The 12331-nt window shown below is 68.1% G+C and carries 7 protein-coding genes and 1 riboswitch; all 7 genes read right to left on the bottom strand.

Annotated features, from left to right (window positions below; all coding sequences use genetic code 11):
- Positions 1-280 precede the first annotated feature (280 nt).
- The 7 genes from cimA to serA all read right to left on the bottom strand — a co-directional run bounded on the left by cimA (position 281) and on the right by serA (position 12269).
- Positions 281-1951, bottom strand: a complete 1671-nt coding sequence (gene cimA, locus ABZX37_RS13750; protein ID WP_354739258.1) for a citramalate synthase — start codon at positions 1949-1951, stop codon at positions 281-283.
- A gap of 210 nt (positions 1952-2161) precedes the next feature.
- On the bottom strand, positions 2162-3166 hold the full coding sequence (locus ABZX37_RS13745; RefSeq protein ID WP_354739256.1) for an ABC transporter substrate-binding protein: 1005 nt from the start codon (positions 3164-3166) through the stop codon (positions 2162-2164).
- On the bottom strand, positions 3159-3947 hold the full coding sequence (locus ABZX37_RS13740) for an ABC transporter ATP-binding protein (RefSeq protein WP_354739254.1): 789 nt from the start codon (positions 3945-3947) through the stop codon (positions 3159-3161). The genes ABZX37_RS13745 and ABZX37_RS13740 overlap by 8 nt, the downstream gene beginning before the upstream one ends.
- Complete coding sequence (locus ABZX37_RS13735) at positions 3948-5021, bottom strand: iron ABC transporter permease (protein ID WP_354739414.1); 1074 nt, start codon at positions 5019-5021, stop codon at positions 3948-3950.
- Between the two features lie 623 nt (positions 5022-5644).
- Positions 5645-5796, bottom strand: a riboswitch (cobalamin riboswitch).
- A complete protein-coding gene (locus ABZX37_RS13730) occupies positions 5783-6823 on the bottom strand; it encodes a 3-isopropylmalate dehydrogenase (RefSeq protein ID WP_037811756.1) in 1041 nt (346 codons plus the stop codon). It overlaps the preceding riboswitch by 14 nt.
- A gap of 262 nt (positions 6824-7085) precedes the next feature.
- Positions 7086-10418 (bottom strand): S8 family serine peptidase, encoded by a 3333-nt coding sequence (locus ABZX37_RS13725; RefSeq protein ID WP_354739252.1) that lies wholly within the window; start codon positions 10416-10418, stop codon positions 7086-7088.
- Positions 10419-10670: 252 nt separating this feature from the next.
- Positions 10671-12269, bottom strand: coding sequence for a phosphoglycerate dehydrogenase (gene serA, locus ABZX37_RS13720; RefSeq protein ID WP_354739250.1), 1599 nt, complete (start codon positions 12267-12269; stop codon positions 10671-10673).
- Positions 12270-12331 lie beyond the last annotated feature (62 nt).

Here is a 12331-nt window from a genome sequence, read left to right as displayed (position 1 = left end):
ACCAGTCTACGTATACCCACCGACTGTCGCGCACCCCGAGCGTGCGCGACAGTCCCCATCGCTCAATTCCGCGCGAAAGGACCCTCGCACCGGCTAACCGGCCGTGACCGAAATGGCGCGAAAGGACCGTTCACCCCAGCAAGAAACGACGACCTGCACGACCACTCCCCGCAGCACCAACACGAACGGTCGTCAACAGACCCGACTGTGAGCCGCAATACCCACCACACGAAGGACACCAGGCGCAGACATCCCAACGCGACTCATCCGTCAGCCCGACTCACCCGCCCACAGCAGCCACTCCCAGTTCAGGCACCGACTGCTCCCGCTCCGACGCGACTGTCAGGCTCTTGTGGACCAACGCGTCACACAACGCCAGCCAGCTCGCCTCGACGATGCTGCCGTGCACCCCCACCGTCGTCCATTCGTGTTCGCGGTCACTAGTTTCGAGAAGCACCCGTGTGACAGCGTTAGTCCCTGGGTTCGACGGCAGGATCCGCACCTTGTAATCGGCCAGTTCCATGCTGTCCAACCAGGACAGATACGGCGTCAACGCCTGCCGCAGCGCCGCGTCGAGGGCATGCACTGGGCCGTTCCCTTCCGCGGTCGCGATGACCCGCTCGCCCGCGACATGCACCTTCACCGTCGCCTCGGAAACAACCTCGCCGTCCGGCCGGTGGTCCAGCACCACCCGATACGACTCGAGCTCGAACGGCGGCGGATCCGACTTCTCGCCGGAAACCTCCTCGACCTCGCGGCGCAGCAACAGCCCCAGCGAAGCGTCGGCCGCCTCGAACGACCAGCCCTCCGATTCGAGCGCCTTCACCTTCCGCACCGCGTTCGTGAGTGCGTCAGGCCGGCCGGCAAGGTCGACCCCGAGTTCACGTCCCTTGAGCTCGAGACTGGCCCTGCCGGCCATCTCCGTGACCAGTACTCGCATGCCGTTGCCGACAGAAGACGGATCGATGTGGTTGTACAACAACGGATCCACCTTGATCGCGCTCGCGTGCAGCCCCGCCTTGTGGGCGAAAGCGGACGACCCGACGTAAGCCTGATGGGTGTCGGGTGCGAGGTTGGCGATTTCGGCCAGGGCATGGGAGACGCGAGTGAGCTCGGCGGTGCCTCCGGTCGGGAGGACCTCCATTCCGAGCTTGGTCACGAGGTTTCCCGCTACGGCGAACAGGTCGGCATTGCCTGCCCGTTCCCCGTAGCCGTTCGCGGTGCACTGCACGTGCGTCGCGCCGGCCTGTACCGCGGCGACAGAGTTCGCCACAGCACAGGAAGTGTCATCCTGACAATGGATTCCAAGCCGGAATCCGGTCTTTTCCTTGATCTCGCCTACGGTTTCAGCAAGTCCTAGCGGCAACTGGCCGCCGTTGGTGTCGCACAGCACGAGAACGTCCGCGCCCGCGTGCGCCGCCGCGTCGAGCACCCGCAGGGAAGTTTCGGAGGAGAAGGCGTAGCCGTCGAAAAAGTGTTCCGCGTCAAGGAAAACTCGACGTCCTTCGCCGACGAGGAACGCGACCGTGTCCCGCACCATCGCGCACGCCTCGTCGACGTCGACCCGCAGTGCCCGCTCGATGTGCCGGAGGTCCGATTTGGCCACCAAGGTGATGACCGGAGCCTCCGAATCCAGAAGCGCCCGGACCTGCGGGTCTTTGTCGGCCGTCGTTCCCGCCTTGCGCGTGGATCCGAACGCGACGAGCGCAGCGTGCTTGAGTGGCAATTCTCCCTTTGCCGCGCGGGAAAAGAACTCCGTGTCCTTCGGCAGCGCACCCGGCCAGCCGCCCTCGATGAACCCGACACCCAGCTCGTCCAACAGCCGCGCCACGGCCAGTTTGTCCGTGACGGAGTAGGTGATTCCTTCGCGCTGAGCACCGTCGCGCAAAGTGGTGTCGTAGAGGTGGAAGGCGTCGCCGAGCGGCGTGCCAGCGGGTTCCGTGCGGGTCACGGTGTTCTCCTTGTGGCGGGGCAGAACCTGGTCCAGGCAACAAAAAAACCTCCCGCATGGGTGCGAGAGGTTGCGCGCCGGTAGCTCTTGTGGAGCGTCTATCCGGCGCGCAAGGCAATAATGATGGAGATGGCGGTCATGCCGGACATCATGCCACAGCTTCGCCCGGCGTCCAAGCGCCGGGCGAAGCTTCCCACCTTCTGAGAGCCGTCAGCCGGGCAGATTCGCCAGGTAGCGACCGAATTCTTCGACCGCGGCCGCATTTCGCGGCCCCTCCACCAAAGCCGCGTACGGCAGCGCGAAGAAGCGTCCTTCCTTGACCGCCGGGATGTCGCGCAGGCCGGGACGCGAGCGGAGGAAGGTCTCCTTGTCGGCCACGCTGCCGACCTCGCCGCCGTAGTCGTTGATGAGGATGACGTCCGGCGCGCGCTGGATCACGGCTTCCCAGCTGACGCTCGTCCAGCTGTCGTTGAGGTCCGCGAAGATGTTGGCACCACCCGATTTGGTGATGATTTCGTCCGGGCCCGCGTTGCGTCCGGAGGTGAATGGCTGGTCACGGCCGTCGTCGTAGAGGAAGACCTTGGCCTTCGGCCGTCCAGCCGGAACCGCGTTCGTGACAGCGGCGACCCGTGCGCGGTACTCTTCGATCAAACGTTCTGCCCGATCACTGATTCCGAAAATTTTCCCCAAATTGCGCACATCTGTGTACAGCGCGTCGAGCGGCCGCATGATGCCCCGTTGCTTGCCATTGCCGTTGCGACAAGCCTCGGTGAGCAAGTAGCTGGAGATGCCCAGCTTCCCGAGGGAGTCCGGGGTGAACCCGGTCGCCTCTGAGAAGCCGTAGTTCCAGCCCGCGAACACGAGGTCCGCTCCCGCGCCCTGCACCACCTCACGGTTGATCTTCTCCGCGAGCTTGGGCACCTTGGCGAAATCGGCTTTCCAGGGCGACGATGCCACCCCGCTGGACTGTCCTTTGTCGACCACGTAACCGGCCATCCGGTCGCCCAAGCCGAGAGCGAACATCAGCTCGGTGATGCCGATGTCATTAGTCACGACCCGAGAAGGAGGTTTGGACACGGTCAACGACGAACCGCAGTTGGTCACCGTCACGGGAAATCCGGCCGGCGACGCCGCGCTGTCTCCTTCGGACACTTGAGCGCCGCATCCGGTGGCGACGAGGGCGACCGTCACGATCAACGCGACTGTCCTACGCATGACTGTCCTCCTGGGACTCGAGCCGGTCGAACAACAACTGCGGACGCCCCGTTGCGGGATGCGGCACCACATGGCCGCGCACCCCGAACACGTCGGCGAGCAAAGCAGGCGTGAGCACCTCGGCCGGGGTTCCGCTCGCGACAAGGCGGCCGTGGTCGAGCACGTGCACCATGTCGCAGGTTGCCGCGGCCAGGTTCAGGTCGTGGAGCGCGGCCAGCACCGTCGGCCCGCTGGCGCGGGTGAGCGCCAGGACTTCGAGCTGGTGCCGGATGTCGAGGTGGTTGGTCGGCTCGTCGAGCACTAGGAGCCGTGGCTGCTGGGCGAGTGCGCGCGCGATCAGCACGCGTTGCCGTTCGCCACCGGACAAGGTGAGCACGCCTCGGTCGGCCAGGTGCGCCAAGCCGACTTGATCCAGCGCGGCGGCGCACAGGCGATGGTCGGCTGCGCTCATGCGGTCGAGCAGGCCGTGATGCGGCATTCGACCCATCGCCACCACTTCGGCGACGGTGAAGTCGAACTCCGCGTGCGATTCCTGCGCTACGGCGGCGATCGCGCGTGCCCGCTTTCGCGGTGCCATGCCGTCCACCGGCTGACCGTCGACCAGCACAGCTCCGGCTGACGGCTTGAGCACCTGGTAGACGGCGCGCAGAGTCGTCGACTTTCCGCTGCCGTTCGGACCGAGCAGCCCGACGAATTGGCCCTGGCGAGCTTCAAGGGTCACGTCGTTGACCAGCTTGCGACCGGCCGCGGTCACGCTGACGCCATTGAGCGAGAGGTCCATTCACGCACCCCCGAATACGTATGCGCGACGGCGCATCAAGAGCAGGAAGGCCGGTACCCCGACCGCCGCGGTAAGCACCCCGATCGGCAACTCCTCGGGCGCGGCGAGCACCCGCGCCGCGACGTCCACCCACACCAGGAAAACCGCACCGGCAAGCGGCGCGACCGCAAGCACCCGGCGATGATCAGCACCGACGACCAGCCGCACCAGATGCGGAAGGATCAGGCCGACGAACCCGATCGCTCCGCTCACCGCGACCAAAACCCCAGTCATGGCAGCGCAAACAATGAACAGGAGGACCCGCAGCTTCCCGACGTCGACGCCGAGAGTCGTCGCCGCTTCGTCGCCCATGGCGAGCGCGTTGAGCCGGCCGGCCAGCGCCAGCAACAACAAAACCCCGCCGGCCACCACGATCGCGGCGATTGGCAGCGTGCCCCAATTCGCGCCGGCGAGACTGCCGAGAAGCCAGAACAACGCCGATCGCGCGGCCTCGCCGTTCGGTGCTTGGAAGACGATCACCGTGGTGATCGCGAAAAACCCGTAGGACAACGTCGTTCCGGTGAGCACCAGACGCAGCGGCGTAAGCCCTTGCCGCGTACGGGCGACGAGATAGACGATCAAGGTCGCGGCGAGTGCAGCCACAAACGCCCCGACAGACAGCGCATAGATCCCGAGCGACGCGAACACTCCGAACAACGTCACCGCTGTCGCCCCGACGGATGCACCCGAGGAAATCCCCAGCACATACGGCTCGGCGAGCGCGTTGCGCACCATGGCTTGGATCGCGACGCCGACCGTCGACAACCCAGCGCCGACGACCACCGCCAACAGCACGCGAGGGAGCCGGAGGTCCCAGATGATCCGGTACTGCCCGACCTCGTCCGGACCGATCGTCCCACCGAACAACCCAGCGCGGAGAAAGGACCAGGTGTGAGTGACCGGCACCGCCACCGTCCCAATCCCGACCGCGATGACAATCGACCCGAGCAACGCCACGCCAAGCCCGATGACCACCGGCGTCACCGGCCGTCGCCGCTGAACGGCAACCGCCGTGACCTGGGATTCGCCACTCAACGGCGACGCAATCCGCTGGTTCTCGGATTTGCCGACCCGCGGCGAAACAGGCCCTTCGCGCGCGGATTGGTCGTCCAGGGGCGAGACGACGCGAGCGCCGGAGCCGCTCAGTTCACGCTCGACCGAGCCGTCGGCCCGCGTCTCGTCGATCGGTGGCTCGTCGCGACGGGGCACCTCGTTGCCGCGAAATGGCGAATTCCCTGCCGTCGCACCGCCCGGCCGGGCCAGGTCAGGCGTGCCGCCATTGCCGCTGGATGGCGAAGCCGCTGAACCGCTTTCGCCGTTCAGCGGCGAAACGTTTCGCGCACCGTCACTGGACGAACCCGAACCATCCAAGGCACCATCGCCGCCCAGCGGCGAAAGAGGGCCACCCCCGACAATCGCCGACGAATCCCCATCGACAGCAGGAGGCGAAACCCCACCAGAACCGCCGTCGCCAAAAACTGGCGAATCCCCAGCCCCGCCGACCACGGATCCAGCACAAGCTGAACGTTCTTCAGACGAAGACGAAGACCAAGGCGAAGACACCACCGGCGACGACCCAATCAAGACATTGGGCCCGCAAAAGACGGCAGCCGCCGGCGGCGGGAGTGTCGTCTCCCGCAGACCACGACGGGAGGGGACGAGGTTCGAGGAACCTCCGCCGGTATCGGGCTCGCCTTCGGCTCCGGAGAAACAGGAGCCGAAGGCCTACCGTTGCGGGTCAGCGCCGGATTTCGACCGGCTTCCGCGGCGGGGGTCCGAAAAACTCAGGACGGGGTCTAGCCGGCCTGACGGGCGTTCGACGAGACCAGCGCCGCGAGACGGTCGCCGATCGCCTGGGTCGCACCCGGCGACGACTGGTCGCGCGTGGCGAGATCGAAGGCCACCGAAGCCTCGATGCGCCGCGCCGCTTCCTTCTGGCCCAGGTGGTCCAGCAGGAGCGACACCGACAGCACCGCGGCGGTCGGGTCGGCGAGACCCTGGCCGGCGATGTCCGGCGCGCTGCCGTGCACCGGCTCGAACATGCTCGGGTTCCGGCGCGTGATGTCGAGGTTCCCGCTGGCCGCGAGGCCGATGCCGCCGGTCACCGCGGCCGCGAGGTCGGTGATGATGTCGCCGAAGAGGTTGTCGGTGACCATCACGTCGAACCGCGACGGGTCGGTGACCAGGTGGATCGTGGCGGCGTCCACGTGCGAGTACGCGACGGTGACGTCCGGGTGCTCCAGCGAAACCTCTTCGACGATCCGCGACCACAACGAACCCGCGTGCTCCAGCACGTTGGTCTTGTGGACGAGCGTCAAGTGCTTGCGCGGACGCTCTTCGGCGCGGTTGAACGCGTCCGCGACCACGCGCCGCACGCCGAAGGCCGTGTTGACGCTGACCTCGGTGGCGATCTCGTGCTCGGTGTCCTTGCGCAGCAGGCCGCCGTTGCCCGCGTACGGGCCTTCGGTGCCTTCGCGCACCACGACCATGTCGACGTCCCCGGCGTCGGCCAGCGGGCCGCGCACCCCGGGGTACAACCGCGCCGGGCGCAGGTTCACGTGGTGGTCCAGTTCGAACCGCAGCCGCAGCAGCAGGCCGCGCTCGAGGATGCCGCTGGGCACTGTCGGGTCGCCGACCGCGCCGAGCAGGATCGCGTCGTGCTGGCGCAGTTCGCCCAGCACCGACTCCGGGAGCAGCTCCCCGGTGGCGTGCCACCGCGAGGCGCCGAGGTCGTAGTTCGTGATCTCCGCCGCCGGTGCTACCTCACCGAGCACCTTGAGCGCCTCGGAGACCACCTCGGGCCCGATCCCGTCCCCTGGGATCACCGCGAGCCGCATCCACACACCTCCGTAGCCCAGGCCACCGGGCGCACCGATGGCCCATTCGCACAAAAACGCCAGCAGCGGAAGGTTACCGGCCGTAGACAAGGTGCCGTAGCCGCACCACCCTTATGCCGCATCCTCCCACAGGGTGAGACACCCGTTCGGGCGAACGGAAACGGGGGCTTGCCCAGGCCGGACAGCCTTGGCAAGCCCCCGCGTCCCGCGATGCGGCCGCTTCCGCGGCTCACCTCAAGTTCCCCTCAAAGGGTGAACCAGGTCAGCCGCGCGGCACCTCCGATTCGATCCGCACGACCGAGGCGCGCTGCCCGGTCGCGTTGTGGTGCTCGATGGCCAGCAGGCCCTTCGCCTTGTCCCCGGCGACGGCGTCCTTGTTGCGGTTGACCACCAAAGCCGTGCCCGGCTTGGCGACGTAACCCAGCGCCGCGTCGCCGCCGCCCTGCGCCGAGAACGCCGGTGCGAGCGCGTCGAACGACAGCGGAGTGCTGACCTGGTCGATCAACCCGTTCGTGGTACCCGGCGCGACGTAGTACCCGCTGGTGCCGACCGTGTAGCTGATCCGGTGCGACGCCTCCTTCGGGTCGATGCCGAGCGCGGCGATGCTGACCGGCAGCACCATCACGTTCGAGTCGAACACGTTGGTGTCGACGTCGCCGAGCTGCCCGTTGATCGCCTGCAGGTCCACCGACGGGTTGCCCGGCTTGGTCAGCGACACCGTGTTGACGAGCAGCACGTCCGACCCCGTCGCCTTCGTCACGAAGGTTTCGAAGTCCGGCTTGCCGTCGCCGTTGGTGTCGATGTCCACGAACGGCACCGTGTTGCTGCCGAGGTTCGCGAAATCGCTCCAGGTCGTGATCCCGAACGCCAGCGTCGCGTTCTCCGGCTCCCCCTGCGCCTTGGCGAGCGGGGCCGTCGACGCCGCGCCGATGTAGCGCAGGTCGCCGCCCTTCGCGGTGCGGTTGAGGGTGCAGTCGGACGTGACGTGCGAGTCGCATTCCGGCAGCTGCGGCGATTCGGCCTGCAGTTCGAGGACGCTGATCAGCGAGCGGTACCGCTGGGAGCCGCTGCCCTGGTCGATGCCCTTGCCCGCGAGGTTCAGCACGGCCTGGTCGGCGTTCGCGCCGAAGCGCACGCCGCCCGGGGTGGTGATCGCCGAAACCGGCTTCGGCGACGAGTACACGGCCACCCGCAGCGGAACGGTCGCGCCGTTCTTCGGGGTGAACGCGACCCGGCCCGAAGCGTCGGCCACGAACTGGCGGGCGAGCCCGGCCTGCGAAGCCGCCATGGTCGGGTCGAGAACCTTGCGCAGTGCCTTCGGGTCGGTGATCTTCAGCGTCACCTTCACCGTCGCGACGCCGCGCGGGTTCAGCTTCACCGAACTCTTGTCCACTGTGTACTCGACACCGGGCAGATTGTTGACCGCCTCGTAGCCCACCGAGTACTCAGCCGCCTTGACGCCCTTGTTGACCACCTTGATCGTCTTGCTCAAGGTGACCGGACCCGCCGCCTCGACCGTGCCGAACGTGACGCTGACCGCGCCCGGGTCGTCCTGCACATACGCGAGAACCTGGTTGTCCAGCGCGGCTTTCGCGTCGATCCGGCCGGCGCCCACGCGCTGCGGGCCGTAGGTGTGGCCGGCTCCGTCAGTGATGTCGTGCACCGCGGTGCCCACGACGTCAGCCTTGACCTCCTCGACGCTCCAGTCCGGATGCGCCTGGCGGACCAGCGCCGTGATGCCCGACGTGTGCGGCGCGGCCATCGACGTGCCCGAGATGACCAGACGCTCGTTGCCGCTGCCGCGGAACGCCGACGTGATCGTGTCGCCAGGCGCGGCGAGGTCCGGCTTCACCGACGGACCGCGTCCGCCGCGCGAGGTGAACGAGCTGGGAGTGTCCACGATGGACTGGTCGTACGTCTGCAGCGTGGTCCGCCCGGCTCCGTACAGCCGCACGGTGAGCGTGCCCGCGGTCAAGCCCGCCCGCACGGTCTGGGTGGCCTTGCCGGTGAGCTGGAACATCGGAACCGCCGCGTTGCCAGCGATACCCGCGCCGAAGTGCTCCACAGTGGACGAAAGCAGGACGCCCTTGGCACCGGCGGCCTGCGCGTTGTTGGCCCGCGCCGCGGAACCGCACGGCCGGGTGGCGTCGTTGTCGTCCCACTCCAGCCAGGCGATCTTGCCCGCGACCTTTGCCTTGTCCTCAGCCGAATAGGCGGCGCACCCGGCGTTGTTGCCCGCCGAAATCGGCACCACCGGCGCGGTCAGGTCGAGGGTGTCGTAGCCGGTGTACTCCTGGCTGTACTGACCCGGCTGCTGTCCGGCGGTCGGGGTCTTGACCTCGACCGCGTCGCGCAGTTCGCCCGCGTCGCGGCTGCTGGCCACGGTGAGCGCTTCCGGGGTGTTGCCCGGCGAACCGGCGATGTCGTTGATGTCGCCGCCGTTGCCCGCCGAGATCACCGGCAGCACGTTGTTCTGCGCGAGCTTGCGCACGAACAGCGAGTCCGGGTCGTCCGGCGCGCCGAAGTCGCTGCCCAGCGACAGGTTCACGACGTCGAGGTGGTCGGTGAAGTCACCGTCGCCGTCCGGGTCGAGCGCCCAGTCGAGAGCCTGCGACGTGACATTCGTGGAACCCTTGCAGCCGAACACCTTGATCGCGTAGAGCAGCGCCTTCGGCGCGGTGCCCGGCCCGATCCGCATGGCGTCGAGCTTCTTCTTGTTCAGCTTCTGGTAATCGCCGGTGAACGTGCTGCCGTCGGCGTTCACGCCGTAGCCGCCGATCGTGCCCGCGACGTGCGTGCCGTGCTCGCCGCACGCGATCGGGTTCGGGTCCGGTTTCGGCGTCGGCGACCCGGTCTTGCCCGCCGAGTCGTAGTCGTCGCCGACGAGGTCGGTGCCGCCGACCACCTTGGCGCTCGGGAACAGCGGGGACGGCTTCGTCCGGTCGACCGCCTTGTACGCCTCGGGCGTGCCGGGGCCGCCGAAGTCGGCGTGGGTGTAGTCGATGCCGTCGTCGATCACGCCGACGCGGATGTTGTCGCCGAACTTGCCGGTTTTCTGCCAGCTGGCAAGTGTGTTGGTGAGCTGTTCGGCGCTGGCGTTGGTGCGGTTCTTCGGCACGACCGTGCGCACCGAGACGACGTCCGGCCGTTCCGCGAGCTGGCGGATCTTGGCCGCGTCGGCGGTGACGACAGCGCCGGGCACCGCGTTGGCCGTCTGTGTGACCAGCTTCGTGCCCGCGTCCGCGGACCGCAGCTGTCCGACGACGGAGCTGACCGCCGCGGCGACGTCGGCCTTAGCCGCCTTCGCCGCCTGCTTGGCCTTCTCCTTGCCCTTGCCCTGCTCTTCCTTGAACGCGTCCACCGCGGGTTTCTTGGCCAGCTCGACGAACGCGGTGATCTGCCCCTGCGCCGCGCTCAGCCGGGGCGAAAGCTTGCCCTGGACCTTGCTCGCGTCGACCTTCGCCGGAGCGACCGGCTCGGCCAGCGGCGCGCTCTGCGCGGACGCCGCGGGAATGGCGACGGCCGCCGCCAGCACCACCGCGGAACCCACGACCACCGAGCGGGCAGCCCACCCGGGCAACCGGGTTCTGCTCATGTGAGTAACCCCTTCTCGAGGCCCGGATCACGAACCTGCCCGCGCGCGCCACTCGTACCCCCGACGGTGCGCACCGGCGCCGCACCGTGCTCTCACGGCGCGTGGTTCAGCCTCGCGGCAAGAACCTAGCTGTCCGAAACCCCTACTTTCGTGCGGAAAAAGCTCCGTTACCCGAATGTTGCCGCTGCGGATGAACAACGGAACGGCCCCTCTCCCGAGGTCCGGGAAAGGGGCCGTTGCGCGGAATACGGACTAGCTGAAGTCGACGGCGCGGATAGTGTGCGCGCCCACCGTCGCACCGATCGGCTCGAGCACGTTGGCGTCCACGTGCCGGTCGACGCGCAGCAGCATGATCGAGTCGGAACCGTCGGTGCTCTGGCTGATCTGCGCGGCCTCGATGTTGATGCCCGCCTCGCCGAGCAGCGTGCCGACGCGGCCCATGACGCCGGGACGGTCCGGGTACTCGATGACCAGCACGTCGCCCTCGGCGCGCAGGTCGAAGTGCCTGCCCTTGACCTCGACGATCTTCTCGACCTCGTCCTTGCCGGTGACCGAACCGGACACGGTGAGCGTCGCGCCGTCGCCGTGCACCGCGCGAAGGGTGACCAGGCTGCGGAACTTCGGGCTCTCCGACTCAGCAACCAGCTCGGCCCGCACGCCGAGCTCCTCGGCCAGCCGCGGCGCGTTCACGAAGGTGACCTGGTCCTCGACCACGCCCGCGAACAGCCCGCGCAATGCCGCCAGCTTCAGCACCGCGGTGTCCTCGCTGGAAATCTCGCCCTTGACCTCGACGGTCAGCGACGTCGGGGCCTTCGGGTTCAGCGCGGTCAGCACCTGGCCGAGCTTCTGGGTGAGCGACAGGTACGGCCGCACGTGCTCGCCGACCGCGCCGCCGCCGGACACGTTCACCGCGTCCGGCACGAAGTCGCCGCGCAGCGCCAGCAGCACCGAGCGCGCCACGTCTGTGCCCGCGCGGTCCTGCGCCTCGGAGGTGGACGCGCCGAGGTGCGGCGTGACGACGACGTTCGGCAGGTTGAACAGCGGGCTCTCGGTGGTCGGCTCGGTGACGAACACGTCGATGCCCGCGCCGCCGACGTGGCCGCTGCGCACAGAGTCGGCCAGCGCCTCCTCGACGATGAGACCGCCGCGGGCGGCGTTGACGATGATCACGCCGGGCTTGGTCTTCTTGAGCGCCTCGGCGTCGATGAGGCCCTTGGTCTCCGGCGTCTTCGGCAGGTGGATGGAGATCGCGTCGGCGCGCTCCAGCAGCTCGTCGAGGGTGACCAGCTCGATGCCCAGCTGGGCGGCACGCGCGGCCGAGACGTAGGGGTCGTAGGCGATGAGCTTGGCCCCGAAGGCAGCGAGCCGCTGGGCGAACAGCTGGCCGATCTTGCCGAGCCCGACGACGCCGACGGTCTTGCCGTTGATCTCGACGCCGGAGAACGAGCTGCGCTTCCACTCGCCGCCGCGCAGGCTCTGGTCGGCGGCGGGAACGCGGCGGGCGACCGCGAGCAGCAGCGCGACCGCGTGCTCGGCGGCGGAGACGATGTTTGACGTCGGCGCGTTCACCACGAGCACGCCGCGCTCGGTGGCGGCCGGGACCTCGACGTTGTCGAGCCCGACGCCGGCCCGTGCGACGACCTTGAGCTGAGTGGTCGCCCCGAGCACCTCGGCGTCGACCTTGGTGGCGGATCGGACCAAGAGCGCGTCGGCGCTCTTCACCGCCTCGAGCAGAGCGGGACGGTCGGTGCCGTCCACGTGCCGGACCTCTACCTCTTCACCGAACACACTCAGCACGGAGGGCGCGAGCTTCTCCGCGATGAGGACTACGGGTTTGCTGGGCTTGGTCACGATGCGGCTCCCACTATCTGGTCACGAAATCGAGGACGCTCTCTCGCGGCGCACGTCGTTGT

It is taken from the genome of Amycolatopsis sp. NPDC004079, from assembly GCF_040610415.1.
GTDB classification, from domain to species: domain Bacteria; phylum Actinomycetota; class Actinomycetes; order Mycobacteriales; family Pseudonocardiaceae; genus Amycolatopsis; species Amycolatopsis halotolerans.
The sequence above is the reverse complement of the archived record's forward strand: the minus strand, read 5'-3'. Positions and strand labels throughout refer to the sequence as shown.

Excerpts from the sequence above, each read along its gene's own strand:
- ABZX37_RS13740 (WP_354739254.1), bottom strand. The coding sequence starts at position 3,947 with ATGGACCTCTCGCTCAATGGCGTCAGCGTGACCGCGGCCGGTCGCAAG.
- ABZX37_RS13745 (WP_354739256.1), bottom strand. The coding sequence starts at position 3,166 with ATGCGTAGGACAGTCGCGTTGATCGTGACGGTCGCCCTCGTCGCCACC.
- ABZX37_RS13725 (WP_354739252.1), bottom strand. The coding sequence starts at position 10,418 with ATGAGCAGAACCCGGTTGCCCGGGTGGGCTGCCCGCTCGGTGGTCGTG.
- ABZX37_RS13730 (WP_037811756.1), bottom strand. The coding sequence starts at position 6,823 with ATGCGGCTCGCGGTGATCCCAGGGGACGGGATCGGGCCCGAGGTGGTC.